General features: G+C 64.4%; 25 protein-coding genes and 1 pseudogene. 10 read left to right on the forward strand and 16 right to left on the reverse strand.

The window, feature by feature from the left end; all coding sequences use genetic code 11:
• Positions 1 to 20: 20 nt before the first annotated feature.
• Complete coding sequence (locus IE00_RS08865; RefSeq protein WP_072296710.1) at positions 21 to 938, forward strand: glutaminase; 918 nt, start codon at positions 21 to 23, stop codon at positions 936 to 938.
• A 3-nt stretch (positions 939 to 941) separates the two neighbouring features.
• On the opposite strand, the gene IE00_RS08870 is transcribed toward IE00_RS08865, so the two are convergent.
• Together IE00_RS08870 and IE00_RS08875 are read right to left on the reverse strand one after the other, a co-directional pair.
• Positions 942 to 2,366, reverse strand: a complete 1,425-nt coding sequence (locus IE00_RS08870; protein WP_072296711.1) for a UdgX family uracil-DNA binding protein — start codon at positions 2,364 to 2,366, stop codon at positions 942 to 944.
• Positions 2,363 to 3,598 (reverse strand): putative DNA modification/repair radical SAM protein, encoded by a 1,236-nt coding sequence (locus IE00_RS08875; RefSeq protein WP_072296712.1) that lies wholly within the window; start codon positions 3,596 to 3,598, stop codon positions 2,363 to 2,365. The genes IE00_RS08870 and IE00_RS08875 overlap by 4 nt, the downstream gene beginning before the upstream one ends.
• Before the next feature lie 150 nt (positions 3,599 to 3,748).
• Here IE00_RS08875 and IE00_RS08880 point away from each other — a divergent pair, with 150 nt between their 5' ends.
• From IE00_RS08880 to IE00_RS08900, 5 genes are all read left to right on the forward strand, one after another.
• The gene (locus IE00_RS08880) at positions 3,749 to 4,339 is read left to right on the forward strand and encodes an outer-membrane lipoprotein carrier protein LolA (RefSeq protein WP_072296713.1); all 591 of its coding nucleotides are present in this window, start codon (positions 3,749 to 3,751) and stop codon (positions 4,337 to 4,339) included.
• 84 nt (positions 4,340 to 4,423) lie between these two features.
• Positions 4,424 to 5,665: an MFS transporter gene (locus IE00_RS08885; RefSeq protein ID WP_072296714.1), complete on the forward strand. Its 1,242-nt coding sequence runs from the start codon at positions 4,424 to 4,426 to the stop codon at positions 5,663 to 5,665.
• A 97-nt stretch (positions 5,666 to 5,762) separates the two neighbouring features.
• Positions 5,763 to 6,524 (forward strand): 5'-nucleotidase, lipoprotein e(P4) family, encoded by a 762-nt coding sequence (locus IE00_RS08890; RefSeq protein ID WP_083554197.1) that lies wholly within the window; start codon positions 5,763 to 5,765, stop codon positions 6,522 to 6,524.
• Positions 6,525 to 6,526: 2 nt separating this feature from the next.
• Complete coding sequence (locus tag IE00_RS08895) at positions 6,527 to 7,207, forward strand: 5'-nucleotidase, lipoprotein e(P4) family (protein ID WP_072296716.1); 681 nt, start codon at positions 6,527 to 6,529, stop codon at positions 7,205 to 7,207.
• A gap of 102 nt (positions 7,208 to 7,309) precedes the next feature.
• Positions 7,310 to 8,455 carry a UDP-galactopyranose mutase gene (locus tag IE00_RS08900; protein ID WP_072296717.1) on the forward strand — a complete coding sequence of 382 codons (1,146 nt, stop codon included), beginning with the start codon at positions 7,310 to 7,312 and terminating at the stop codon, positions 8,453 to 8,455.
• A gap of 51 nt (positions 8,456 to 8,506) precedes the next feature.
• Here IE00_RS08900 and IE00_RS08905 read toward each other — a convergent pair whose 3' ends face one another.
• The 4 genes from IE00_RS08905 to IE00_RS08920 all read right to left on the reverse strand — a co-directional run bounded on the left by IE00_RS08905 (position 8,507) and on the right by IE00_RS08920 (position 12,402).
• Positions 8,507 to 8,737 carry a hypothetical protein gene (locus tag IE00_RS08905; protein ID WP_139291375.1) on the reverse strand — a complete coding sequence of 77 codons (231 nt, stop codon included), beginning with the start codon at positions 8,735 to 8,737 and terminating at the stop codon, positions 8,507 to 8,509.
• A gap of 366 nt (positions 8,738 to 9,103) precedes the next feature.
• Complete coding sequence (locus tag IE00_RS08910; protein WP_072296719.1) at positions 9,104 to 10,090, reverse strand: hypothetical protein; 987 nt, start codon at positions 10,088 to 10,090, stop codon at positions 9,104 to 9,106.
• A gap of 41 nt (positions 10,091 to 10,131) precedes the next feature.
• A complete protein-coding gene (locus IE00_RS08915; RefSeq protein ID WP_083554199.1) occupies positions 10,132 to 11,031 on the reverse strand; it encodes a glycosyltransferase family 2 protein in 900 nt (299 codons plus the stop codon).
• A 9-nt stretch (positions 11,032 to 11,040) separates the two neighbouring features.
• On the reverse strand, positions 11,041 to 12,402 hold the full coding sequence (locus IE00_RS08920; protein ID WP_072296720.1) for a glycosyltransferase: 1,362 nt from the start codon (positions 12,400 to 12,402) through the stop codon (positions 11,041 to 11,043).
• Between the two features lie 440 nt (positions 12,403 to 12,842).
• On the opposite strand from IE00_RS08920, the gene IE00_RS08925 reads away from it, so the two are divergent.
• Positions 12,843 to 13,838 carry a glycosyltransferase gene (locus tag IE00_RS08925; protein WP_083554201.1) on the forward strand — a complete coding sequence of 332 codons (996 nt, stop codon included), beginning with the start codon at positions 12,843 to 12,845 and terminating at the stop codon, positions 13,836 to 13,838.
• Between the two features lie 13 nt (positions 13,839 to 13,851).
• Here the strand turns inward: IE00_RS08925 and IE00_RS08930 are convergent, their stop codons facing one another.
• The 6 genes from IE00_RS08930 to IE00_RS08955 form a co-directional block, all read right to left on the reverse strand.
• Entirely contained in the window at positions 13,852 to 14,445 is a 594-nt protein-coding gene (locus IE00_RS08930; RefSeq protein ID WP_072296722.1) for a hypothetical protein, read from the reverse strand.
• A complete protein-coding gene (locus IE00_RS08935) occupies positions 14,442 to 15,245 on the reverse strand; it encodes an ABC transporter permease (RefSeq protein WP_083554203.1) in 804 nt (267 codons plus the stop codon). Before IE00_RS08935 ends, IE00_RS08930 begins: the two co-directional genes overlap by 4 nt.
• A complete protein-coding gene (locus tag IE00_RS08940; RefSeq protein WP_072296723.1) occupies positions 15,242 to 15,964 on the reverse strand; it encodes an ABC transporter ATP-binding protein in 723 nt (240 codons plus the stop codon). Before IE00_RS08940 ends, IE00_RS08935 begins: the two co-directional genes overlap by 4 nt.
• Before the next feature lie 6 nt (positions 15,965 to 15,970).
• Positions 15,971 to 16,345 carry a hypothetical protein gene (locus IE00_RS20855; RefSeq protein WP_173404495.1) on the reverse strand — a complete coding sequence of 125 codons (375 nt, stop codon included), beginning with the start codon at positions 16,343 to 16,345 and terminating at the stop codon, positions 15,971 to 15,973.
• A 277-nt stretch (positions 16,346 to 16,622) separates the two neighbouring features.
• Positions 16,623 to 17,585: a YVTN family beta-propeller repeat protein gene (locus IE00_RS08950; RefSeq protein WP_072296724.1), complete on the reverse strand. Its 963-nt coding sequence runs from the start codon at positions 17,583 to 17,585 to the stop codon at positions 16,623 to 16,625.
• Positions 17,582 to 18,781 (reverse strand): ABC transporter substrate-binding protein, encoded by a 1,200-nt coding sequence (locus tag IE00_RS08955; RefSeq protein WP_072296725.1) that lies wholly within the window; start codon positions 18,779 to 18,781, stop codon positions 17,582 to 17,584. Before IE00_RS08955 ends, IE00_RS08950 begins: the two co-directional genes overlap by 4 nt.
• A gap of 161 nt (positions 18,782 to 18,942) precedes the next feature.
• On the opposite strand from IE00_RS08955, the gene IE00_RS08960 reads away from it, so the two are divergent.
• Genes IE00_RS08960 through IE00_RS08970 form a run of 3 tightly spaced genes read left to right on the forward strand, consistent with a single transcriptional unit; the run spans position 18,943 to position 20,938 of the window.
• Positions 18,943 to 19,467: a DUF3280 domain-containing protein gene (locus IE00_RS08960; protein WP_072296726.1), complete on the forward strand. Its 525-nt coding sequence runs from the start codon at positions 18,943 to 18,945 to the stop codon at positions 19,465 to 19,467.
• Entirely contained in the window at positions 19,464 to 20,021 is a 558-nt protein-coding gene (locus IE00_RS08965; RefSeq protein ID WP_072296727.1) for an SRPBCC family protein, read from the forward strand. The genes IE00_RS08960 and IE00_RS08965 overlap by 4 nt, the downstream gene beginning before the upstream one ends.
• Positions 20,018 to 20,938, forward strand: a complete 921-nt coding sequence (locus IE00_RS08970) for a PQQ-binding-like beta-propeller repeat protein (RefSeq protein ID WP_072296728.1) — start codon at positions 20,018 to 20,020, stop codon at positions 20,936 to 20,938. Before IE00_RS08965 ends, IE00_RS08970 begins: the two co-directional genes overlap by 4 nt.
• Here the strand turns inward: IE00_RS08970 and IE00_RS08975 are convergent.
• The 4 genes and pseudogenes from IE00_RS08975 to IE00_RS08990 all read right to left on the reverse strand — a co-directional run.
• The gene (locus tag IE00_RS08975; protein ID WP_072296729.1) at positions 20,922 to 21,446 is read right to left on the reverse strand and encodes a PQQ-dependent catabolism-associated CXXCW motif protein; all 525 of its coding nucleotides are present in this window, start codon (positions 21,444 to 21,446) and stop codon (positions 20,922 to 20,924) included. The two genes, IE00_RS08970 and IE00_RS08975, sit on opposite strands and share 17 nt — an antisense overlap.
• Positions 21,443 to 22,255: a quinoprotein dehydrogenase-associated putative ABC transporter substrate-binding protein gene (locus IE00_RS08980; protein ID WP_072296730.1), complete on the reverse strand. Its 813-nt coding sequence runs from the start codon at positions 22,253 to 22,255 to the stop codon at positions 21,443 to 21,445. Before IE00_RS08980 ends, IE00_RS08975 begins: the two co-directional genes overlap by 4 nt.
• A complete protein-coding gene (locus tag IE00_RS08985; RefSeq protein ID WP_371328434.1) occupies positions 22,255 to 22,848 on the reverse strand; it encodes a c-type cytochrome, methanol metabolism-related in 594 nt (197 codons plus the stop codon). Before IE00_RS08985 ends, IE00_RS08980 begins: the two co-directional genes overlap by 1 nt.
• 241 nt (positions 22,849 to 23,089) lie before the next feature.
• Positions 23,090 to 24,886: pseudogene (locus tag IE00_RS08990) on the reverse strand (methanol/ethanol family PQQ-dependent dehydrogenase); the annotation flags it as partial.
• Positions 24,887 to 24,925: the final 39 nt, after the last annotated feature.

A 24,925-nucleotide genomic window follows, 5' to 3' on the forward strand; every position in this document is an offset into this window, starting at 1 on the left:
GCAAGGCGAAGGGGGGCAGCATGACCGGCGATCTGGGGGAATTCCTGACGGGCTTGGACCGCGATATCCGCGCGGGCGGCCACTGGGGCAAGGTGGCCGATTACATTCCAGAACTGGGCCGCATCGATCCCGCCCAGTTCGGCATCGCGGTCGCCACCGCCGATGGCAATGTCCTGACGGCGGGCCAGGCGGATCAGCCGTTTTCGATCCAATCGGTCAGCAAGGTCTTTGCGCTGGCCTGCGTGCTGGGGCGCATCGGGGAACAGCTGTGGCTGCGGGTAGGGCGCGAACCCTCGGGCGACCGGTTCGATTCGATCCTGCTTCTGGAACAGGAAAAGGGCCGGCCTCGGAACCCCTTCATCAACGCGGGCGCGCTGGTGGTGACAGACGAATTGCTGACCGGCCGCAGCCCCCGTCAGGCCCTGTCCGAGGTGATCGGCTTTCTGCGCAGCGCCGCCGAAGATGACGACATCCATATCGACAAGGCGGTGGCCAAATCCGAGGCAGCCACCGGTCATAGGAACGCGGCCCTGGCCCATTACCTGCGCAGCTTCGGCAATCTGCGCAATCCGCCGACCCATGTGACCGGCACCTATTACCACCAATGCGCGATCGAGATGTCCTGCATCCAGCTGGCCCGCGCGGGCCGCGTCATCGCGGGCCTGGATTGCGCGCCGGGCCTGCTGTCGCGCGTCAAGCAGCGCCGCATCAACGCGCTGATGATGACCTGCGGGCAATATGACGGGTCGGGCAACTTCGCCTTTCGCGTCGGCCTGCCGGCCAAGTCGGGCGTGGGCGGCGGGTTGCTGGTCATCGCGCCGGGCCGGGCCTCGATCGCGATCTGGTCGCCGGGGCTGGATGGCTGGGGCAATTCGCGCGCCGGCACCCTGGCCGCCGAGAAACTGGCGGAATTCACCGGCTGGTCGGTCTTCGGCTAGGCCCTAGGCCGCCAGCATCCGCCCCGCCTGCCGCAGGTCCTCCAGCAATTCGGCCCGCGCCGCGGCCGCGCGATCATCGGGCAGGCGCAGGATCAGGCTGGGATGCCATGTGATCAGCACCGGCCCGCCATCCAACCCGGCCTGCACCTTGCCCCGGCGCGGCGTCAGGGGCGTCTTGTCACCCGTCAGCGCGAAGGCCGCCGTCGCGCCCAGGGCCACGGTCAGGTCTGGGGCGACAAAGCCGCGTTCGATCCCCAGCCACCAGCGGCACTGTTCGATATGGGGCCGGTCCGGCGTCTGGTGCATCCGGCGCTTGCCGCGCGGGGCAAAGCGGAAATGCTTGACCGCATTGGTCAGCCAGGCCTTCTCGGGGTCGATATCGGCCTGGGCCATCGTCTGGCGCAGTAGCTGACCCGCGGGACCCACGAAGGGGCGGCCCGACAGGTCTTCCTGATCGCCCGGCGCCTCGCCCACCAGCATCAGTCGGGCATCGGGATCGCCCTGCCCCCAGACGGTCTGGGTCGCGGCGTGGCACAACTCGCACCGCGTGCAGCGGGCCGCCTGGTCTTGGGCCTGCGCCAGCGTTTCGGGGGGCGTGTCCTGCGCAGGCTGGCGGATGCGGGCCGTGACCTTGGCGGCAAAGGCGGGCGCATCGCTGGCGCCCGCGTCCCGCATCGCCTGCACGCGACGGGGCGCGTCGGCCAGCATTTGCGGGATCAGGTGCGTTTCGGGAAGGTTCTTCCAGTATTTCACCGGCATTTCCGACCGCATGGCATTGGTCTTGATGCGCGCCGGATTGAAGATGTTGGCGAAATAGGTCTGCCACAGACCGTGGTTCGCATCCTCGGGCAGATCGGGGCGGGGTGCGGGCGGGTCATAGGCGATGGTGTCGCCGGTAAAACGGGCGATGCCTTCGGGTGTGGCGATCAGCCAGTCCATGTCGGCGAAACGCTTGGCAAAGAATGGCGTGGCGGCCTGCAGGATCAGATGCTCGGGTTCGAACCAGGCACCAAAGCTGCGGCGTGGCCCGTCCGAGGGCAGTTCGTGGAACCGCACGAAGGCATGCATCTTGTGGATGTCGCGGCGCACGGATTTCGCCAGCCGATTCAGTCGGTCCATCAGCGGATCGGCAGGGTTGTCCAGAAAACCACGATCGGACTGGGCGCGCCACAGCGCCGCATAGATCAGCGACCAACGTTCGGGGTCGGAATGGCTGGCGACGGTGCGGGCCAGTGTAAGGTAATCCTTGGTCGCCTTGACCTTGGCATCGCCCGCCGGTGGCATCGGGTCGCTGCCGAACAGGTCGGCGGGGGCTTCAGGATCGGCCCAGGTGATCCGATCGGGGGGAATGCGCGCGCCGACCAGGTGGCGGGCGGCGTCGCGCCATGCCTCGAACCGGTCGAAACGGGGCAGATCGACCCGGATCATCCAAACAGCGACAGCTGTTCGGGTGCAGGGGCAAAGCGGGCGCGCAGGCTGTCGCTGTCGGTCAGCGCGCCGGGATGCCAGTCGGGCAGCGTCACGAAGGCCTGCGCCTTGGACATGATCGCCCCCATCCGCAACAGATCGGCATAGCGCACCGCCCCACTGCGCCGGGCGGCCAGGATGCGGCCCACGGTCTTGGTGCCGAAACCCGGCACCCGCAGCAGCATGTCACGGGAAGCGTTGCGCACATCGACGGGAAACTGGCCCCGGTTCGCCAGGGCCCAGGCCAGCTTGGGGTCCACGGCCAGGTCCAGGTTGCCCGAAGGGTGGGCCGCGCCGATCTCCTCGGCGTCGAAGCCATAGAAACGCATCAGCCAGTCGGCCTGATACAGGCGATGTTCCCGCATCAGCGGCGGCTTGATCAGCGGCAGCGCGGCCGAAGCGTCGGGGATGGGGCTGAAGGCCGAATAATAGACCCGTTTGAGGTGGTAACCCGAATAGAGGTTCGACGAGGTCTTCAGGATGTCCCGATCCGTCGCCGCGTCCGCGCCGATGATCATCTGCGTCGATTGACCGGCGGGGGCAAAGCGCGGCGGGCGCTTGCCGGTAAAGGTCTTTTCCTTGGCGGCCTCGCGGCCCAGACGGACATCGGCCATGGCGGCCCGGATGGTTTCGGGGCGCTTTTCGGGGGCCAGCTGGCGCAGGCTTGCATCCTGCGGCAGCTCGACATTCACAGACAGGCGGTCGGCATAAAGACCGGCCTCGGCCACCAATTCGGCGCCGGCATCGGGGATGGTTTTCAGGTGGATATATCCCTTGAACCCGTGATCGACCCGCAGCATCCGTGCGATGCGGACCATGTCGCCCATGGTCTGATCGGGGCTGCGGATGATGCCCGATGACAGGAACAACCCCTCGATCATGTTGCGGCGATAGAATTCCAGCGTCAGGTTCACGACCTCTTCGGGGGAAAACCGCGCGCGTTCGACATTGCTGCTGACCCGGTTGATGCAATAGGCGCAGTCATAGATGCAGAAATTCGTCATCAGGATCTTCAGCAGGCTGATGCAGCGCCCGTCCGGCGTATAGGCGTGACAGATCCCCGTCCCCCCCGCCGAGCCGATGCCCCCCGACCGCGAATCGCGACGCGTCGTCCCGCTGGAGGCGCAGGATGCATCGTATTTCGCCGCGTCCGACAGGATCGCCAATTTCTGATCAAGGGTTCTCTGGGCCATGCCATGACTATATGTTCCGCTTATGTTCCAGACAAGCCGCCAAAGCTGAAACAAACTGCGCGGAACTGTCACAGCGGCGCGATCGTTGCCCGCAAAGCCATCCTCCAGACGTGATGTGCAACGCTTTCGCGAAAGGATAAGATCGGGGTCATGAACATTCGCTCACTCGCACTTGCGCCCGCCCTCCTCATCGGTCTTGCCTTCCCGGCCCTGGCCGAGCGTATCTCTCTGTCCGAGATTTCGCGTTATCTCAACGGCTTGTCGACGGTGACCTCCGAATTCACCCAGATCAATCCCGACGGCACGGTGTCGACCGGCACGGTCTATATCCACCGTCCGGGGCGGGTGCGCTTCGAATACGACAACGACAACACGCTGGTCCTGGCCTCGGGCGGCAACGTCGCGGTCTTCGACAGCAAGTCGAATGGCGGACCGCAGCAATACCCCCTGTCGCAGACGCCGCTGTCGATCATCCTGGACGCGAATGTCGATCTGGGCCGCGCCAACATGGTCACCGGGCACAGCGAAAAGGACAACGCCACCATCGTGACCGCGCAGGACCCGCAGCGCCCGCAGAACGGCAATATCCAGATGGTCTTCTCCAACCCGACCGAGCTGCGCCAGTGGATAGTCACCGATGACAGCGGCCAGAAGACGACCGTGATCCTGGGCGACATGTCCAAGGGCGGATCGATTCCGTCATCGCGTTTCTCGATCCAGTCCGAGCTGAACCGCCGCTGATCGATTGCGACCATACAATTGCGTGATTGACCGATCCCGGTCGCCGCGCAAACCTGCGGCCCTGATCCCTTCAAGGCCGCAGCCATGTCCCAGAACGCGCGCATCTTCACCCCCATCCTGATCGGCGGATCGCTGATCCTGCTGATCAACTTTGCGCTGCGCGCCAGCTTCGGCGTCTTTCAGATCCCCATCGCCGCCGATTTCGGCTGGCCTCGGGCCGAATTCAGCCTGGCCATCGCCATCCAGAACCTGGCCTGGGGGATCGGGCAGCCGATCTTCGGGGCGCTGGCGGAACGGTGGGGCGACCGATGGGCGATCATTCTGGGGGCCGCGCTTTATAGCCTGGGGCTGATCCTGACCGCCTTTGCCACGACCGCCGCCGGCATCCAGCTGCTGGAGGTGATGGTCGGTTTCGGCATCGCGGGCACCGGCTTTGGCGTCATCCTGGCCATCGTGGGCCGCGCCGCCAGCGACGAAAACCGCAGCCTTGCCCTGGGCATCGCCACCGCGGCGGGGTCGGCGGGCCAGGTCTTCGGCGCCCCCCTGGCCGAGATCCTGCTGGGTTTCTACAGCTGGCAATCAGTCTTCATCATCTTCGGCGTCATCGTCCTGACCACGCTGCTGTTCCTGCCGATGCTGGGCGACGGCAAGCCCGCCACTCGTGGCCAGCTGGAGGACAGCCTTGGCACGGTGCTGAAGCGCGCCTTTCGCGATCCGTCCTATCTGATGATCTTTGCGGGCTTCTTTTCCTGCGGCTATCAGCTGGGCTTCATCACCGCCCATTTCCCCGCCATGATCACCGAGATGTGCGGCCCCATCGATCCGGCAGGCATCTTGGCCGGGCTGGGCATCACCACGACCTCGGCCCTGGGGGCGGTGGCCATTTCCATGATCGGGCTGGCCAATATCGCAGGTGCGATCCTGGCGGGCTGGCTGGGCAAACGCTACAGCAAGAAATACCTGTTGGCGGGCATCTATACCCTGCGCACCATCGCCGCCGCCGCCTTCATCCTGGCGCCCATCACGCCGGGATCGGTGATCCTGTTTTCGCTGGTGATGGGCGGGCTGTGGCTGGCGACGGTGCCGCTGACATCGGGGCTGGTCGCCTATATCTATGGGCTGCGATACATGGCGACGCTTTATGGCTTTGTCTTCCTGTCCCATCAGATCGGGTCCTTCATGGGCGTCTGGCTGGGCGGCTGGCTCTATGACGCCTCGGGGGATTATCTGCTGGTCTGGTGGATCGGCGTGGGTGTCGGCGCCTTCAGCGCCCTGATCCATCTGCCCGTCCGCGAGGCCCCGGCCCGCGTGCCCCTGGCGGCCTGAAGCCCAGCCGACGGGACGGGGCATTTGACCCTGCGTCAACGCCTGCCTAGGGTCGTGGCGCCGACATCCATGCCACGATCCGAAGGGACCCCTGACCATGACCGCACGACCGACACTGGCCTTTGCCACCGGGCTTGCCCTGATGACTGCCACCGCCGCGCAGGCGCAGGATGACTGCAAGGTGTCCGAATTCACCATGGGACTGCGCTATCAGCAGCAATCGGCCGAGGTGCGCGCCCTGCAGATGCAGGCCTACAACATCGCCACCATGCGCCTGGATGCTGCCGTCGAAGGCGCCGAGGACCCCGCCAAGCTGGCCGTCGTGACCGATCTGGACGAAACCGTCATCGACAATTCGGCCCTGCTGGCGCGGGATCTGGCCGATTGCCACATGTATGACGCATGGGACACCTGGCTGCCTTGGGAACGCGACGGCATGCCGACGCTGATCCCCGGCGCGATGGCGTTCCTGGCCCATGCCGACGACCTGGGCGTGACCATCCGCTATGTCTCGGACCGTTCGGACGAACAGAAGGTCGATACGATGGCCACCCTGACCGCCCTGGGCCTGCCGCAGGTCAGCGAGGAATCGGTCCTGCTGCTGGGCCCGCCCAAGTTCGAACGGCGCGACATCGTCGCCAAGGATCACCGGATCGTTCTGTTTCTGGGCGACACGCTGCATGATTTCGACGGCGGCTTCCGCAAGACGCCGCTGGAGGATCAGCGCAACCTGGTCACCGACAGCGGCGACAAATGGGGCGCGGAATGGATCGTCTTTCCCAATGCCGCCTATGGCACCTGGTCCGAGGCGCCCCTGACCGAATGGGCCGCCGAACCCGTCGTCGAGCCCTGGGAATGACCATGACCCGCACCCCCCACGATCACGCCATCGCCGTCCGCTATCAGCAGGCCTCGGCCGAAATCCGCGCCTTGCAGCGCCAATGCTATGCGCTGGCCACCCTGCGCCTGCGCCAGGCGGTCGATGCGGCGGGGGGCGGTGCGGGGCTGGCGATCCTCAGCGATATCGACGAGACGATCCTGGACAACAGCGCCGTCATGGCGCTGGCCATGCATCACGACGCCATGTTCGAAAGCCTCGAGACCTGGAAGCTGTGGGAACGCGAAGGCGATCCGCACCTGATCCCCGGCGCGGCCGCCTTCTTCGATCTGGCAGACCAGCTGGGCGTGACGATCTTCTATGTCTCGGATCGGTTCGACGAAAACAAGCTGGCCACCATCGCCACCCTGTCCAGGCTGGGCCTTCCCCAGGTCCATGACCGCCAGGTCCTGTTGTTCGGCCCCCCCAAGGCCGAACGCCGCGCCGCCGTCGAACGCGATCACCGGATCATCCTGCAGCTGGGCGACACGCTGCATGATTTCCACGGCGCCTTCGCGGGGGCCGCATTGGACGATCAGCACAGGCTGGCCGAACATCATGCCGACCGCTTCGGCCAGGACTGGATCGTGTTTCCGAACGCCGCCCATGGCACCTGGATGAAGGCCGTTCTGCGCCCTTGGGAGGTTCCCCGGATTCCCGCCTGAGGCGCGCCCCTATATGGCATCGCGCGGGACTATCGTGATATCGGCATGGCTGGGCGATGCCCATGGGCGCGACGCCACGGATTGCGCAGGATTGGGGGCTGAATGGTGATACTTCTTGTCGGCGCCGGATTGTCCGGTGCAGTGATCGGCCGCCAGCTGGCCGAGGCCGGCCATGATTGCCGCATCATCGATGCGCGCCCCCATATCGCCGGAAACTGCCACACGGAACGCGACGCCGACACCAGCGTGATGATGCATGTCTATGGCCCCCATATCTTCCACACGGATGACGAGGCGGTCTGGAATTACGTCAATGATTTCGCGACCTTCATGCCCTTCCAGAACCGCGTCAAGACGACGACGCAGGGCGCGGTCTATTCCCTGCCGATCAACCTGCTGACCATCAACCAGTTCTTCGGCCAGACCATGCGCCCCGACGAGGCCCGCAGCTTTGTCGCATCCAAGGCCGATACCACGATCACCGATCCCCGGACCTTCGAGGAACAGGCCCTGCGCTTTGTCGGCCCCGAAATGTATCGCGCCTTCTTCAAAGGCTATACCGAAAAGCAGTGGGGATGTTCGCCGACCGAACTGCCGGCCTCGATCCTCAAGCGCCTGCCGGTGCGCTTCAACTATGACGACAATTATTTCTTCCACCGTTTCCAGGGCATGCCGCAGGACGGCTATACCGCGATGGTGCAGGCGATCCTGGATCACCCGCGCATCACCGTCGAACTGGACACGCCCTATACCCCGGACATGGGCGAAAAGGCCGATCACGTTTTCTGGTCGGGGTCGCTGGACAGCTATTTCGACTACCGGCTGGGGCGCCTTGGCTATCGCACGCTGGATTTCGAACGGTTCGATTACCAGGGCGACTATCAGGGCTGCGCGGTGATGAATTACGGCGACCCCGAGGTGCCCTATACCCGCATCACCGAACACAAGCATTTCAGCCCTTGGGAAACCCATGACGGCAGCGTCTGCTATCGTGAATTCTCGCGCCTGGCCGAACCGGGCGACACGCCATATTACCCGATCCGTCTGGTCGAGGAAAAAGCCCTGCTGGCCGACTACGTCCAAATGGCCCGCGACACCCGGGGAGTGACCTTCGTCGGTCGCCTGGGGACCTATCGTTATCTGGACATGGACGTTACCATCCGCGAGGCCTTGGACACCGCCCAGACCTTCCTGGCGCAATCCGCCGAAGGTCAACCGATGCCCGCCTTCGTCGCGGACCCCAGCTGAAGAACGGGACATGCCGGATCAGTCCCGATCCGGCATGTCCGTCAATCCGGTCTATTTGTCGCGAAAATGCGCGACCAGTTCCTGCATGAACGGAACGACAAGCTGCTGCATCGTTTGGGTCGCGTCGTCCGGCAAGGACGGCGTCTTCACCGGGGCGGACGGATCGGGCAGAGCGTCCAGAAACAGCTCCTCCCGCGGGATCATCAGCGTCGTGGCATCCTGTTCCCTGATCTGGCGTTCCACGGCCTCGGCCATGCGGATCAGGTGAAGGCGCAGCTTCATCGGGGCGTCGATGAAGGGCAATGACCATCTTGACGTCGAAATGGTCCCGAAACCCGGCAAGCAGACCAAGGTCGGGACGTTTGCTGACGGCCTCGTCGCTCAGGATCAGGCTGTGGATGTCGCAGTCCTGGGCATCGGCCTCCTCCAGCAGCGTTTCGGCGACATGCGCAACGCTCTGCTTTCCGGCGAAGATGCTGTTGAACAATCCGATATGCCGTTTGACGCCCAAGGCATGCAGGAAGCCGGACCGCCGCAACGTGTCGCGGTTGGCGATCATTGTCGCCTGGATGGCGGTGGTGGCCGTCCGATGCACGCCGAAGTGCAGATAAAGAGTGCGGCGGTTGCCGTTCACCTGCTCCATGTCGTTCAACCCATCTTCACCAGGCTGTTCGCCTTCAACAGCACATCGAACATGTTGAACTGTTCGGCCTGCGAAAAGACGGCAGCGTCGTCCGAGATCTCGGGGAAAAGATCCTTGAGGCCGGTCGCCGACGGGTGCGCCGCCGAGATCGCGCTGTTCATGGACCGATAGCGTTCCATGATCTGTTTGCGGGTCTGGAAATCCAGCAGGCGCAGGCGCTTCTTGTCCTGCGCCTGCGTGGCGACCTTGTCCAGGCGGATCACGTGATTGATCAGTTGCATGTGTTGCGCGGCGGTCATCGGCAGCGCGTTGCACTGACGCATGAATTCCAGGGCTTCCATGCTGAGATTGGTCTTCTGGTCGATCACGGGCCCCGAGGCCGGCTCGAAACCCGAAGGATCGGTGATGCCCAGCACGTTTAGGAAATCGGCGCCGACATCGCCGTTCTTCATGAACTTGCGGTCGAAGACGCGGATATGGATCGCGTCGGCGGCCTGCTGCCATTGGCTGATCAGGCGCTTGTAATCCAGGAAGGCCAGCTTGCTGGTTTCAAGATACTGGTGGATCGTCTTTTTCAGCCGCGGTTGAAAGTCGCGGATCTGTTGGCCATAGAGCGATTCGATGTAATCATCCTGGCGACGCAGATAGATGATCGGCCTGATCGAGAATTCGGGCAGGAACCGCTTGATCAGCGCGGGGTGCTGGACCCATTCGAACTCTTCGGAACTGATGATGATGTTCTGGTATTTGACCTGCGAGATCTCACGCTTGAATCGTTCCCAGACCGCGATACCGTCCAGCTTTTCCTTGGGTGCCTTGCGGTTGAAGATCGCCTGCCCCAGCCGGTGCTGAGCCTGCGTCACCCGCCCCGACGTGGGGTAGTAGAACCCGAAATCGTTCAGCAGGTCGCTGTTCTTGGCAAGATAATGCTGCAGCCACGTGGTTGCCGTCTTGTGAGTGCCCACATGGATATAAAGGTTCTGCATCGTCATTTAACTTTCTTGTCCCATACTCATACGGAAGGTCTTGGGCGTCACACCCGCTCGATGCGGGGGCGGAAACTGATCCCCTTGAGGATCGCGCCATAGATCTGGCGGCGCAGAACCTTGGGAACATTGGCCCCCTTCATCTGGCGGCGCACGCCATAGGCATAGGCCAGGACGTTCACCAGCCCGCCTTCGCGGCGGCGGAACGATGTCTCGTTGCGGGCGCCATATTTGAATTTCCACAGGCTCTTTTCGTCGATCATGCCGAAATTGACGCCCCTGTTGTCGGGGGTGTCGTGCAGCACGACGCTTTCTGGAACGAAGATGCCGGGATAGCTGCGCGCGATGCGGCGGGTATATTCCGCATCGTCGAACCAGATGAAGTAATCCGGGATCGGCAGCCCGTGTTCGCTGACCGCCCAACGCGGGATCAGGACCGACACGAAGGACGCGCTGTCCACCAGCGGCCAGTTCTGGGCGGCAGTGACGAAACGCGGCCAGTCCCAGACCGGGCGCGGGGTGTTCATCTCGCACAGGGTCCCGTCGATCCACTCGACCCGCGAACAGGCAAAGCTGGGGCGCCAGGCATGGCTTTCCTCGAAGGTGGTGATGGCATGCAGCTGGTTCGCGATGGCATCGGGTTCGGGATAGGCATCGTCATCCGAGATCCAGAAATAATGCGCGCCCATGCCATAGGCCGCCTTCAGCCCCGCATGGAAACCGCCTGCCCCGCCGACGTTCTTGGGCAGCCGAAGATAGCGCAGGCTGTCGTCGTCGCGCGCCCGCGCCTCCATCAGTGCCTGCGTGTCGTCGGTCGAGGCGTTGTCCACGATCAGGATGATGTCGGGGCGGCGGGTCTGGCGGTCCAGCGCATCCAGCACCTTCACCAGCTTGGCGGACCGGTTGAAGGTGACGATGATCGCCGCGGTCTTGTTCAGGGCAGGCATGGCGGAAACCTATTCTTCTGTCACGTGGGCCGCGTCGCGATAGACCGGCATCAGGATCTCATAGGCAGTCGGGTCGGCGGCGATCCGCGACCATGCGGCGTGCAGTTCGGCCTTCTGGCGGTCGCAGAACGCGGCGTCCTTCCATAGACGATCGACGACCGAGACGATGCCCTTGACGCAGGCCGCAGGTTCCAGCGGAACCAGCAAATCGGCCGGAACGATCTCAGCCTGCGACCCGACATCGGTCGAAATCGGGATGCAGCCCTGCTCGATCGCCTCGTAGCAGACCAGGGCCAGTCCCTCGTTGTTCGAGGGCAGAAGCAGGATGTCGCTGTCGGCCATGATCTGCGAGACGGGCGATCCCGCCGGCAGCAGTTCGACCTTCGAGGTCAGGCCGTATCGCTTCAGCATCTGCCGCAGGGTATCCAGGAACGGCCCCTCGCCGATGATGCGGCCGCGCAGCTGTACGCCGTTCGCGGCGGCCCATTTGTCCAGGGCGCGCAAAGCCTCGACCACGACGACCGGGCGTTTTTGATAGTAAAGCCTGCCGACGAAGGTCACGCGCAACGTGTTCTGGCCCGGCGTCATCGTCATGGCCGGAAGCTCGCGCGCAGGTTCCACCCGGTCCAGCATGCGACCCAGCTTCACCTTGCCGATGACCTGGAAATTGTCGCGATAATAATCGACCAGCTCGCGGCTGATGACATGGTGGATGTCGACGAATTCGGACCAGACGCCCGATGTCCGCGGATAGCCCCCGTTCGCGTATTCGACGATATGCGTGCTGTCGATCACCTTGACCCAGGGCAGGATCGCACGGATCTGCGGCAGTGATTCGTACAGCGGAATGCAGTGGTGGTTGTGGATCAGGCCGATATTCTCGTCCCGGATCAACCGTTCCACGAAACGCGGCCATTTGTCATGCGCCAGATAGCGGTCCAGCCGGATGAAGGTGACGTCGGGGCTGTCGGGCAGGTTCGTCTGCAGCCGTTGCAGGGCGGGCACGCTGGCCACGACGAAGACGCGCAGCCCGGCCTCAAGCGCCCAGCGGATGGTATCAAAGCCCAGCTTCTCGGCGCCGCCCACCTCCAGCCAGTGCATGCCGATCAGGATGGCAGGCTTCTTGTCGCTTGCCGGGCGCGCGGGCGGCGGAAAGTGCCCCGAACCCTCGCCGCGCAACAGACCGCGGCTTGTCATCTTGCTGTCGCGACGCTTTTTGCGCCGCATTTCCGCAAGATAGCGGATCTTCTCGTAACCGATCGGCCAGGCTGTGAACAGGCGGGCCAGGGGGCGCACGGGCCGCCAGCTTGCGTCGGTCTGCTTGGCTTCGGTCGGAGTCGGACGGCCGGGAATCGTCAGGGTGATCGTCACTTCCGGCGAATCGACCCCGGCACCCGGACGGGTGACCCGGCCCAGGTATTCCGGGCTGAGATGATGCGGGCGAAAGGTGAACGGCCCTTCGATGATGCTGGGTGCACCATGGATCGGATCCTTGCCCTGACAGAAGATGAAGGTCCGCTTCTGCGTGGGATAAACCCGCGTATAATCGCCATCGCCGCGGTGATCTCGTGGTCGATATGCGCGCTTTCCGTTCCGAAAGCAGGAGACGTCATTCTGTTTCGGATCTCAGTTCGGCTTTTAGCTGCCCCATTTTCGCGAACCTTGAAAAATAGCAGGTCGCCGCCAGCGATGAGACTGCCTAGATCCGCACGGGCGGGGTTGTGGCTGCACGGTTGCCCGGGCAAGCGCGATCATGCTAACGCGGTCGGCGATTGGCCGGGCCTGATGCGGGTTTCTGCCATTCTTCAGCCATGAGTAAGCCGCGAATGCCCCACCCCCCCATGACCATCGCCGCCGCCGTCGTCACCCATGACAGGCTGCCCAAGCTGGTCGAGACGATCCGGCGCCTTCAGGCGGAATCCCTGGATCATGTCGTGATCGTCGACAATGCATCGACGGATGGCACCGCGGAATGGCTGGCGGGCCAGGATGATCCGCGCATCATCGTGCATCGCAGCGACACGAACCTGGGCGGCGCGGGCGGCTTTTCCATCGCCATGCAGATCGCGCGGGACCGGACCGGTTCGGATTGGGTGGTGGTCATGGATGACGACGGGCGACCCCATCCGGGGGCCATCGACGCCTTTCGCGCCATGGACCTGTCGGGGTGGGACGCGATCGGGGCGGCTGTCAGGCATCCCGACGGGGCCATCTGCGAAATGAACCGCCCCTATCGCAACCCGTTCTGGCACCTGGGCCGCTTTGCCCGCACGCTGATCCGCATGCCCTTGGGCAAGGGGCGCGCGGGGTTTCACCTGTCGGATGCCGATTACCGGGCGGGCGGTCCGATCCTGCCCGTCGACATGTCCAGCTTTGTCGGCCTGTTCCTGTCCCGTCACGCGCTGTCACATGCGGGCCTGCCCGACCCGCGCCTGTTCATCTATGGTGACGACCAGCTTTACACCTTGCAGATGCGCCGCAAGGGACTGCGGATCGGCTTTGCCCCGGATATCGGGTTCGAACATGACACCCTTGCCCTGCAGGGCAAGACGGGGCTGGTCCTGCGTCCCTTGTGGAAGGTGTTCTACATGTATCGCAACGCGCTGATCGCCTATCGCGTGGCGGCGGGGCCGTGGTTCTGGCCCTTGGTGCCGGTGCTGCTGCGCAAATGGCGTCGCAAGGCGGTCGATTACGGCGATGATGCCGCAACCTTCCGGGTCATGCTGGACCTGGCGGTCCGCGACGGTCTGGCCCGCAAGCTGGACCGCCCGCATGAGGAGATCCTGCGCCGGTCAGGATCTGATTGACCAGGGCTGCGCCCTAATCCAGATGCCCTGCGATTTCGCGGCCCAGGGCAAAGGCGCGCTGTTCCAGGATGACGGGCGTTTCGCAGACATAGGTCAGCGATTTCTGCCGGTCCTCGAAGATGCGCGTGTCCCAGTCCAACGCCTCTTCCTCGGCGTCGATGGCGTCGAAATCGGGGCTGGGGGCGGCCTGCAATTCCTCGAACCGGGTGCGGCGGTCCTTGATGCGATCGGCCAGCGCCACCTGCGTGCGGCCATAGCGCGATATCCCCGCGATCAGCGCGCTGCGATCGCGGTCGATGCGCGCAAAGATCGCCTGCATCAGGGCGGTCAGCTGCCGGTCGTCGGCACCTTGGGCAAAGTCGCCGATCAGGGTGGCAGCCTGATCCAGAGGCAGGCGACGCTGTTCCAGCCTTGCGGCCAGCTGGGCGATGGGGGGCGTTTCCGCCAGCTTCATCACCTGCTCGTCCGGCACCGGCCCCGTCCACAGCTGCCCCAGGGACAGGTGCGGCTGCTTGCGCTGGATGCAGGGCCAATCGGGGTCGCTGCCCGTCGCGGCATGGGCGGGTGCCGCGGCCAACAGGGCCAACAGCAGGGGAATGCGGATCATGAGGGTCCTCCTTTCCGGCGGGCCCAGAGGCCCTTTTGCGGATCATACATGAAGACCGCCGCCCCGAAGAACCCCGCCAAACATCCCATGACCACGGCCAGCGATGTCCAGTTCACCTGCAGATAAAGCGCAAAGCGGATCAGTTCGACCGCATGGGTGAAGGGGTTGAAGGCGCAGATGTCATGCAGCAGGGGGCTGCTTTCGCGCATCCGCCACAGCGGATAAAGCGCGGATGACGCAAAGAACATCGGGAAGATCACGAAGTTCATCACGCCTGCGAAATTCTCCAGCTGGCGGATGGCCGATGACAGGAACAGCCCCATCGCCCCCAGCATCAGCCCCGACAGGATCAGCGCCGGGATCACCGCGACATAGCCCCAGCCCGGCGGCGTGATGCCCCAGAACCAGGCGATGGCCAGAAAGGTGAAGACCTGGATGATCGACACGATCACCCCCGCCACCAGCTTGGACCCCAGCAGGAACCAGCGCGGAAAGGGACTGACCAGCAACGTGCGCATGGCCCCGGTTTCGCGGTCATAGACCATCGACAGCGACGATTGCATGCCGTTGAACAGCTGGATCATCGCGACCAGGCCGGGGGTCACATAGACCTCGTAGAGGACATAAGTCTGATAGGGCGGCGTGATCGACAGGCCCAGGACCGCGCGGAAGCCGGCGGCAAAGATGAAGAGCCAGACCAAGGGCCGCACCAGTGCCGCCAGAAAGCGTCCGCGCTGGTTGACGAAGCGCAGCGTCTCGCGCCGCGCGATGCCCAGAAAGGCGGTCAGCCATCCGGTCACGGCGCCACCCCGGTCATGTCCAGGAAGGCCTGCGTCAGCCCCTGCGATCCCGCGATGGCATCGGCCTTGCCCTGGCGCAGCACCTGGCCGCGATGCAGGATCACCAAGTCGTCGTCGGGGGCAATCTCGTCCATGATATGGGTGGCCCACAGCGCCGAGACCCCGTCGCGGGCAATCAGGCGGCGGGTCAGGGCCAGCACCTCGGCGCGGGATTTCACGTCAAGGCCCACCGTCGCCTCGTCCAGCAGCAGCAGGTCGGGGCGATGGATCAGGGCGCGGGCGATCTCGGCCCGGCGGGACTGGCCGCCGGACAGGGCCGTGACGCGGGCATCGGCCTTGTCGGCCAGATCGACCTGGTCCAGCACCTGCGCGATGCGGGGGCGGGCGATGCGGCCCGGAATGCCGTGCAGGCTGGCGTGATAGATCAGGTTCTGGCGGATCGTCAGGTCGGCATCCATCGCGCGGCTTTGAAAGACCACGCCAAGCCGCGCCAGGGCCTTGGACGGTTCGCGCCGCAGGTCGTGGCCGCCCACGCGGATCACCCCGGACCGGTTGTCGTAAAGCCGCGTGATCAACGAAAAGAGCGTCGTCTTGCCCGCCCCGTTCACGCCCAGAAGCGCGGTGAACCCGCCGCGCGGCACCGTCAGCGACACGTCGTCCAGCGCCTGCACGGCACCGAAATTATGGCTGACATGGTCGATCTGCAACGCGGCGGTCAATGAGCCCTACTGAATGTTGAAGACGGCTTGCAGACTGTCGCCCGAAGAACCCGGCACTGACAAGGTGTATCGACCGGGCAGCACCGCGACAAAGCTGAGGACCGCCGTGCCGTCGGCATCGAATTCGATGCTGTGCACGCCCATCGGCCGGATCTCGGTATCGCCGATGACGATCTCGTTGATCCAGATCGCGCGGAAGAAGTCGCCACCCGACAGGGCCAGCTCCTGGCTGCCGTCGGCCACGATGTTGATGCGATAGTAGCCGCCCGACTTGATCGTGTATTCGCCGCCCGCGACGGGCTGGCCGGATGCCAGCGTCAGGGGCGCCAGGTCGGTGCGGTTTTCCCGCGCCAGAAGGCCCGAGAAGCCGTAATCGAACATGCCAGTCGCGTCATAGGTGCCCTCGGACGGCGCCTCTTCCTCGTCGTCGTCATCATCTTCGTCCGCCTCGACAGCCTCGCCCGATTGGGTGCCCGCCTCGGCGGGTTCGCCCACCACGGCATCGCCACCGGAGACCTGCTCGGCAGAGGCATCGGGGGCCGCGGCATCCTGGGCGGTGGCGGGCACAGCCAGAATCAGGGCCAGGGCGGCACCGGACATCAGTTTCGTCAGCGTGGTCATGGAATCTCTCCTCCTCAGGATATGCAGGGATGCCGGATCAGTCCGGGGCGACGACGACACCCCAAGGCTGCTGCCCCACGGGAACCGAGCGGACGACCTCGTTGGCGGCCACGTCGATGATCGACACGTCGTTGGAATTGCCGTTGGTGGTATAGAGGTATTTCTCGTCCGGGCTGAAGGCCAGCTGCCAGACCCGCTGGCCGACCAGCAGGTAATCGATCACCTCGTCGGTGGCGGCGTCGATCACCGCGACCCGGTTGGCCGGCCCCAGGGCCACGAACAGCTTGGACCCGTCGGACGTCACGCGGGCGCCGACCGGCTGGATCGCCTCGGGCAGGACGCCGGGAATGTCGAAACTGATCTTCTTGGTGATCTGTTGCGTGGCCGGATCGATGACGCTGACCGTCCCGCCGATTTCCGAGGTCACATAGAGCTTGCTGCCATCGGCCGTGTATTGGGCAAAGCGCGGACGGCTGTCGACCAGGACGTTGGCGGTGATCTCATAGGTCTCGGTGTCGATGAAATGCGCCATGTTCGTCGTTTCCGACGTGTTGATCACCACCCGGCCATCGGGGCTGACGCCCATGCCTTCGGGTTCGACGCCAACAGGAATCTCCGCCAGCATCTGGTGGGTCTTGGTATCGACCACGGTGACGATGTTGTCGTCCTCATTGGCGATGAACAGCGGATTTCCCGACGGGTGCAGCACGAACAGTTCGGGGTCGGGGCCGGATGGCAGGGTGTGCATCTCTTCCATCGTCTGGGGGTCGAAGACGCGCACCAGGTCGTCATCCGACGCACAGACGTAAAGCTCCGTCCCATCGGGGCTGATGGTAATGCCGCGCGGCCGGTTGCCGGCGGGATAGGTGCCGATCACCTCGAAGCTTTCGCCATCCAGCACGGTGATGTCGTTGCTGCGTTCATTGGTGACGAAGACGCGGTTGGCAAGCGCGGGCTGGGCGGCGCAGATCAGCGCCGCGGTGGCAAGCAGATGTTTCATGACGGGTCCTCAAAACGGCATTCGGTTTCGGCGCGGTCCACGCCCAGCGTGTCCAGCTGGCTGGTCTGATGCAGATATTGTTCCTGGGGGCTGACCGAGGTGGTCAGATCGCCCGTCGTCAGCAGGATCGGCTGGCGCACCTGGTGATCCCAGTCGCGCACCGTCAGCGCCTGGCCCTTGAAGCCCGCCACGTCGAATTCGGGCGACAGGATGAACTCGCGCAGGGTGTCGGGATCGCCGGAATTCGTGCGGGTCGCGGCCTCGCCGATGATGCGCAGGGACAGCCAGGCCTGGTAATCGGCCTCGCGCATGCGGCGGTTGGCCAGGCGTTCGAAGCGATTCTGGAACTGGGTCGCACCCCAGGCCTCCATCGCGGGATGCCAGCTGCGGGGGACCAGTCCGGCCGATCCCGCCACCGGGCGCGGGTCCCAGGTCAGATAGGGCAGATAGACGGCAAAGACATCGGCCTCGTCGGCGGTGATGACGACGTCGTGGTCCTCGGCGCGTTGGGTGAAGACCGGCATCTGCGACTGGACCTGGACGTGCCCGCTGTCGGTGCGCCGTGCGCCGCCCGTATCCTCGAATTCGCGCTCCTCGACGATCTCGGCACCGAACTTGGCGGCGGACCGGCGATAGGCCTCGGCCATGGCATGATCCTGCGGATGGCTGCCATGGATCAGCATCCAGCGCGGCCAGTTCTTCCACATCAGGAACTGTGTCAAACCGTCGGCCAGCATGGCCCGGCTTGGCGCGACATGGATGGTGTTCATCCGGCAATCGGCGCCGCGCAGGTTGTCGCCCCGCGCCATCGCGTTGATCAGCATGGCGCGGTCGCCCACCTGGTCGGCCAGCGACAGGGTGATGGCGTCATCGGCCATGACCACGATGAAGCGGATGTCCTGGTCCAGCAGCTGGCGCATGCTGTCGGCGGCGGTTTCAGGCGTGGCGGAAACCGTCACCGTCTGGAAGTCCTGCCCCATGAAGCGGCCGGTCGTGTCATTGTCGTCGGTGGCCAGATCCGCCCCGGCAAAGCCCAGATCCTCGGGCGGCAGCTCCAGCCGCGATATCGGCGGCAGGCCGGGGTCGTCGACCCGCAGGACGGCGGCACGAATGACCACCGGTTCCGGTGCCTGGGCATGAACGGGTTGGGCCAATGCGCAGGCACCGGCCAGAATCCCTATGATTCCCTTGAACATTTATTGTCTCCCTGGGGGACATGGTGATCATCACGGGGCCTTGCGGCAAGCCGGTTATTGTTCCCGTCAGACACGGGAACTTTTCCCTGCACCCTTGGTCGCAGAGACATCAGGCTTTGGTCTTATGGACGACGCGGCGCGCACGGGTTCAAGCTTGGCGCATGACCATCAGACATCATATCGGGGCGCTTGCCCTTGCCGTGGCATCGCTGGCGATGTCGTCCCAGCACGCTGCGGCGCAGGATCTGACACCCGGCCCCGCCGCGTGGTTCGGCATCCATTTCATCGACACCTCGACCGAAGGTGACATCAACGGACCCCGTCAGGATGAAACCGACCGTGTCGCCATGACCGAGGATTACGTGGCCGGTCTGCTCACCGAACGCGGCTTCACCCTGACCGAACCCGCCCCCGAAGACGTCGCCCGCATCCGGAACCCCGCCCATTCCAACGGCGCCGACACCCGGATCGCCGCGGAAATGGGGTCGCGCTATGCCATCACAGGCGAGGTGCAGAAGACCTCGAACCTGATCCAGTCGGTGAACCTGCGCATCCGCGATGCCGAAACGGGGCAGACGTTGCGGGCGGGGGCGGTCGATATCCGCGGCAATACCGACGACGCCTTTCAGCGCGGCTATCGCTATCTTTTGAAGAACATCATTTTCCGGGAGGATACCAAGGAATGAGGAAGACCCAGCTTGTTGCAGCGACGCTTGGCGCGGTGATGGCCATGACCGGGATCGCATCCGCGCATGGCCCGTCACGCCTGAAGACCGAGCAGAGCGTCGTGCTGGATGCCACCCCCGCCGAAGTGTGGGAGGTCATCGGACATTTCGACGACATGAGCTGGCACCCCGCCGTCGCATCGACAGCGATGACGCCCGAGGGCGCAGCCGCCGATATTCCCGACGAATCGACCCGCGTCCTGACCCTGGCAGCCGAGGGCGATCCGACGATCACCGAACAGCTGATGGCCATCGACAATGACAAGATGAGCTACAAATACATGATCACCGAGGTCGATACGGCGGTCCTGCCGGTCACCAACTACTCCTCGACCCTGATGGTCAAGGACAAGGACGGCCAGGCCGAGGTGACGTGGAAGGGCGGCTTCTATCGCGGCTTTCCGAACAACGATCCCCCCGCCGAACTGAACGATGACGCGGCCATCGCGGGGGTCGACGGTATCTACAAGGCCGGTCTTGATGCCTTGGCCGAACGGTTCGGCAAGGCCGAATGAGGCTGCCTCTGCTGCTGGCGCTGCTTGCATCCCCGGTCATGGCCGGGGATCTTGCATTTGTGACCTCGCAGAACGGGAATGCGCTGTCGGTCGTCGATCTTGCCACGGGCGACGTTACCGCCGAAGTGGTCATTCCCGACGCCCCTGCCCCTGTCGCCTATGACGCGACCAGCGGGCGGGTTCATGTCATCGCCGCCAATACCGGGCGGCTGCATGTGCTGGACAAGGCGGGCCGACCGCTGCTGCAGGCGGATCTGGGCGAGGGGGCCTTTGGAATCGCGACCGGGCCGGATGGCGCCCTCTATGTCGCGGACTGGTTCGGGGCGCGGCTGATGCGGCTGGACCGCGATTTGCAGACCCTCTGGCAGGTCACCACCGGTCCCGCGCCCGCAGGCGTGGCGGTCAGTGCCGATGGTGCGCTGGTGGCCACCGCCGATCGCGATGCCGATGCGGTCGGCATCTTCGACGCGGCCACGGGTGATCTGCTGCATCACGTTGCCACGGCCGGTCCGCATCCCTTCGGGATCACCTTTCATGACGGGCTGATCTGGACGGCGGATGTGATGGGGGACCGCGTTTCGGTCATCGATCCGGTTGCCGGGCGCCTGGTGGGGCAGATCCCGACCCGCAGCCATCCTTATGCCGTGGCCTTTGCGGCGGGGCGCGGCTTTGTCACCAACCAGTATGATGGCAGCGTCACGGTTTTTGACGCCGACAGCCACGCGGTCCTGGCCACCGTTGCCGTCGGGGATTATCCCGAAGGCATATCCCCCCTGCCCGATGGCAGCGCGGTGGCCGTCGCCAACTGGGACAGCGACACGCTGAGCATTCTTGATGCGTCCGACCTGACGGTGACCATGACGGTGGATCTGCCATCGGGTCCGCGGGCCTTTGGCGTCTTCACGGGACCGCCGTGACCAGCGATGCGCCCCCTTCCGCCAACCAGTCATCCGTGCCGCCCGGAAACCAATAGACCGGAGAGAACCCCCATTCGACCGCACGGCGGGCGGCGTTCCAGCTCATCCAGCATTCTTCGCGGCAAAAGATGACCAGCGGTCGGTCGCTGTCCCCCTGCGCGGCGGTCAGCCCGTCGCGCAGGCGGGCCTGTTCCTCGGGGGACAGCGCCTGATAGCCGGTGTTCCACAGCCAGATTGCGCCCGGAATGGTCTGATGCGGAGGTTCGCGCCAGATCGTTCCTTCCGGCAGGCCCTCGGGGCGCAAGGTGCGGGGAAAGACGTCGACAAAGATGGCCTGCCCGGCCTCGTGCAGGTCCAGGGCCTGACTGCCATCGATGACCTGCGCGCCCTTCAGGGTTTCCGGAACGGGCGCGCGGTAAGGCTCTCCACGATAATCGCCTGGTTCGGGAATGCCTTGGGCGGCGGCAGGCAGGGCCAGCACCGCCGCCAGCACCGCCGCGCGGATCACGGCATCACCTGCTTGCCGAAATCATCCACCAAAGGCACGCCCGCTTCGTGCAGGATCTGGTTGATGCCATCCTGATTGCGGCGGATCAGGCTGTTCAATTCCCGTTTCCATTCCTGTTCTTCCAGCCGGACACCCATGGTGATGCGGTAAAACAGCCTGGGATTGCCTTCCTCATGCAGCAGGGGGGTGAATTGCAGGTCCGGATCACCCTTGACCAGAGGTCCCGCCAAAGGCCCCCACATGACGGCGATGTCCAGATCGCCGGATCGGATATTGTCCAGCATGTCGCCCGTGGGGTCCTGAACGCGCCGGTCGACGAACAGGTCGGCCCCGCGCATGTTCGCCGCCAGACCGTTTCGCGCCAGATGGGTCGCGGGCGGTGTGCCTGCGACGACGCCGATATCGGCATCCTTCAACGCCGGGTCCGACAGCCGGTCCACCCGAGCCAGATCCCCGTCGCGTCGCGTCACCAGCCCATAGACCGAGGTGTAGTAGTGGTTGGTGTTCTGCACCAGCTCATCACCCTGGGCATAGCCGATGACGACATCACAGGTCCCCGCACGCAGCGTCTTGGTGATGAACCCCATCCCCGACGGAAACCAGGCATAGGTCACCGGCCTGTCCAGCAACTGCCCGAAATAATCGGCCAGCTTGTTTTCAAACCCCGTTCCGTCACGCGTGGTGACGGGGGCATTGGCGGGGTCGGCGCAGACGCGGAACTGGTCGGCCGATCTCAGGTCGGCAACCTGGGCCGATGCGGGGGCTGCCGCCATGGCAGCCAGCATCAGCCCCTGTCGGAGGATACGCATCACATCTCCATGCAGGAATCTTCAAGCGCGGTATATTCCTCGGGCTTGTCGGCGCGTTCGGCGGGACGGCCGCGACCGATCGTTTCAGTGCCGTGGGCGACCAGATACGTGTAGATGTCGTCGATATAGCACCAGACGTTCTTGTTGGTGCCAAAGGCCGGCATGACCGAATTGGTGCCCTGCCGTCCGGATGCCACGACCTCCATGAAGTCGTAATAATCCATGCGCAGCACCGATTCCTTCAGGGCGGGCGCATAGGTCGATCCTTCGCCGTCGGGACCGTGGCAGACATGGCATTCGGCATGGTAACGGCGGAAACCGTTGAAGGTGGCGAAATCGACGACGCCATCCTCCACCTTGAAGGTGGGAATGCCTTCGTCATTGCGCCAACGACCATCCGTCATTTCGACCGCTTCGGTGCTTTGGCCGTTCGCCAGGACATGCGCGCCCTCGGCGGCGGACTGACCGTCCGAGCCCTGGGCTTCGGCGGTCTCTGCGTCGGGGCTGTCCGGCGCGGCTTCGGTTTGCGCCATGGCACTGGTCGCCAGGGTCGCACCAAGAACCAGCGCGGTCAGGCTGGTGATGGCTTTCATCATGGATATCCTCCCATTCATCGGTCTGCCTGCTCTCCTCAAAACAGAACCGCCCCGAGCTTAACCCCGGGGCGGCCCTTTCACAGATCAACTTCCAGTTTGCGGAACGAAAGTATTAGCCGTTCGTGGCACCTTCGGCCGGGGCTTCCCCTTCCGTCGGAGCCGCGGCGGGCGCGTCGGTCGAACCTTCGGTCGCCGGCTGCTCCATCGAAGCAGGTTGGGCGGTCGCATTGCCGTCACCCGGCAGTTCGAAGACCGTCAGCTGGCCGCCCAGTTCGGTATAGTCGCTGAGTGCGGCGTAACCGCCCACGGCGCCCAGACCGTCATTGGGGTTGGTCAGACCGGCTGCCAGGCCGATGCCTGCCCAACCGCCCACGCCCGAGAGGACGGCGACGTACTGCTTGCCCTCGCGTTCATAGGTCATGACGTTGCCGATGATGCCCGAAGGGGTCTTGAAGCTGTAAAGCTCCTCGCCGGTTTCGGCATCGACGGCCTTCAGATAGCCTTCCAGCGTGCCATAGAAGACCACGTCACCCGCAGTGGACAGGGCGCCGGACCAGACCGAGAACTGCTCGGGCAGCGACCACTTGATCTCACCCTTGGTGGCATCCCAGGCTATGAAGTTGCCCATGCCGCCATGGCTGTCGGGTGCCGGATACATCGACAGCGTCGCGCCGACATAGGGCTGACCCGCGGTATAGGCGACGCGGAAGGGTTCGTAATCCATGCAGACGTGGTTCGTCGGCACATAGAACAGGCCGGTCTTGGGCGAATAGGACGCCGGCTGCTGGTCCTTGGATCCCAGCGCTGCCGGGCAGACGCCGGTGGTGTTGGTGTCTTCACCGTTCTGCGAGGTCGAGTATTCCGCAACCACCTGCGGGCGGCCGTATTGGTCGGATTCCTTGTCCATCTCGACATGGGTCGCCCAGTTGACGGCGGGGTCGTATTTCTCGGCGACCAGCAGTTCGCCCGTCTCGCGGTCCAGCGTATAGCCAAAGCCGTTGCGGTCGAAGTTCACCAGCAGCTTGCGCATTTCCCCGTCGATTTCCTGATCGACGAGGATGTTCTCGTTCACGCCGTCATAGTCCCATTCGTCATGCGGCGTCTTTTGATAGAACCACTTGGCTTCGCCGGTATCGGCATCGCGGGCCATGATGGTCATCGACCACTTGTTGTCGCCCGGGCGCTGGCTGGGGTTCCAGGTCGACGGGTTACCGGTGCCGTAATAGATCAGGTTCAGGTCCGGGTCATAGCTGAACCAGCCCCAGGTCGTGCCACCGCCGATCTTCCACTGATCGCCTTCCCAGCTGTTCAGCGAACTGTCCGCGCCGATGGGCTTGCCCAGCGACATGGTGGTTTCGGGGTTCACCAGCATTTCCTCGTCCGGGCCGACCGAATAGGCCTTCCAGGCTTCGGTGCCGTCGGCAAGGTTATAGGCCGTCACGCGGCCACGAACGCCATATTCACCGCCCGACACGCCGACGATGACCTTGTCGCCCACGGGCAGCACGGTGGCGGTGTTGGTTTCGCCGACCGACGGATCACCGGTCTTGACCGACCACTTCTCCTCGCCGGTCTTGGCGTCCAGGGCCACCAGCGTGGTGTCGGCCTGGTGCGACAGGATCATCCCGTCGGCATAGGCGACGCCGCGGTTGACCGTGTCGCAGCACATCACCGCGATGACTTCGGGGTCCTGCTGGGGCGTGTGGCGCCAGACGATCTTGCCATTGTCGGACAGATCCAGCGCGAAGATGTTGTTGGGGAAGGGCGTGTGGACATACATCATGTCGCCCACGACCAGCGGGCCACCTTCATGGCCGCGCAGCACACCGGTTGAGAAGGTCCAGGCCACCCGCATGTCGCCGACGTTGTCACGGGTGATCTGATCAAGCTCGGAATAGCGCTGGTTGGCATAGTTGCCCGTCTGGATGGCCCATTGTTCCGGCTTGGCCGTCTCGGTCAGAACGCTTTCGTTGGCATAAGCCGACGCGCCCGTCAAAAGCAGCGCGACTGCCGCGCTGTTCAACAGCTGTTTCATTGAAATGCTCCTCCGCTGGATATTGCGCCGCGGTGTTTC

The sequence above is a fragment of the Paracoccus sp. SM22M-07 genome (assembly GCF_001887735.1).
In the GTDB taxonomy this organism is placed as follows: Bacteria; Pseudomonadota; Alphaproteobacteria; order Rhodobacterales; family Rhodobacteraceae; genus Paracoccus.

Bases quoted from the DNA above. Each gene is read 5' to 3' on its own strand.
- IE00_RS08980 (WP_072296730.1), bottom strand. From the start codon at position 22,255: ATGCGTATCCTCCGACAGGGGCTGATGCTGGCTGCCATGGCGGCAGCC.
- IE00_RS08910 (WP_072296719.1), bottom strand. From the start codon at position 10,090: ATGACGATGCAGAACCTTTATATCCATGTGGGCACTCACAAGACGGCA.
- IE00_RS08900 (WP_072296717.1), top strand. From the start codon at position 7,310: ATGGTGATACTTCTTGTCGGCGCCGGATTGTCCGGTGCAGTGATCGGC.
- IE00_RS08875 (WP_072296712.1), bottom strand. From the start codon at position 3,598: ATGGCCCAGAGAACCCTTGATCAGAAATTGGCGATCCTGTCGGACGCG.
- IE00_RS08985 (WP_371328434.1), bottom strand. From the start codon at position 22,848: ATGAAAGCCATCACCAGCCTGACCGCGCTGGTTCTTGGTGCGACCCTG.
- IE00_RS08880 (WP_072296713.1), top strand. From the start codon at position 3,749: ATGAACATTCGCTCACTCGCACTTGCGCCCGCCCTCCTCATCGGTCTT.
- IE00_RS20855 (WP_173404495.1), bottom strand. From the start codon at position 16,345: ATGTTCGATTACGGCTTCTCGGGCCTTCTGGCGCGGGAAAACCGCACC.
- IE00_RS08865 (WP_072296710.1), top strand. From the start codon at position 21: ATGACCGGCGATCTGGGGGAATTCCTGACGGGCTTGGACCGCGATATC.
- IE00_RS08885 (WP_072296714.1), top strand. From the start codon at position 4,424: ATGTCCCAGAACGCGCGCATCTTCACCCCCATCCTGATCGGCGGATCG.
- IE00_RS08890 (WP_083554197.1), top strand. From the start codon at position 5,763: ATGACCGCACGACCGACACTGGCCTTTGCCACCGGGCTTGCCCTGATG.
- IE00_RS08915 (WP_083554199.1), bottom strand. From the start codon at position 11,031: ATGCCTGCCCTGAACAAGACCGCGGCGATCATCGTCACCTTCAACCGG.
- IE00_RS08965 (WP_072296727.1), top strand. From the start codon at position 19,464: ATGAGGAAGACCCAGCTTGTTGCAGCGACGCTTGGCGCGGTGATGGCC.
- IE00_RS08870 (WP_072296711.1), bottom strand. From the start codon at position 2,366: ATGATCCGGGTCGATCTGCCCCGTTTCGACCGGTTCGAGGCATGGCGC.
- IE00_RS08970 (WP_072296728.1), top strand. From the start codon at position 20,018: ATGAGGCTGCCTCTGCTGCTGGCGCTGCTTGCATCCCCGGTCATGGCC.
- IE00_RS08955 (WP_072296725.1), bottom strand. From the start codon at position 18,781: ATGTTCAAGGGAATCATAGGGATTCTGGCCGGTGCCTGCGCATTGGCC.
- IE00_RS08930 (WP_072296722.1), bottom strand. From the start codon at position 14,445: ATGATCCGCATTCCCCTGCTGTTGGCCCTGTTGGCCGCGGCACCCGCC.
- IE00_RS08960 (WP_072296726.1), top strand. From the start codon at position 18,943: ATGACCATCAGACATCATATCGGGGCGCTTGCCCTTGCCGTGGCATCG.
- IE00_RS08950 (WP_072296724.1), bottom strand. From the start codon at position 17,585: ATGAAACATCTGCTTGCCACCGCGGCGCTGATCTGCGCCGCCCAGCCC.
- IE00_RS08905 (WP_139291375.1), bottom strand. From the start codon at position 8,737: ATGAAGCTGCGCCTTCACCTGATCCGCATGGCCGAGGCCGTGGAACGC.
- IE00_RS08925 (WP_083554201.1), top strand. From the start codon at position 12,843: ATGAGTAAGCCGCGAATGCCCCACCCCCCCATGACCATCGCCGCCGCC.
- IE00_RS08895 (WP_072296716.1), top strand. From the start codon at position 6,527: ATGACCCGCACCCCCCACGATCACGCCATCGCCGTCCGCTATCAGCAG.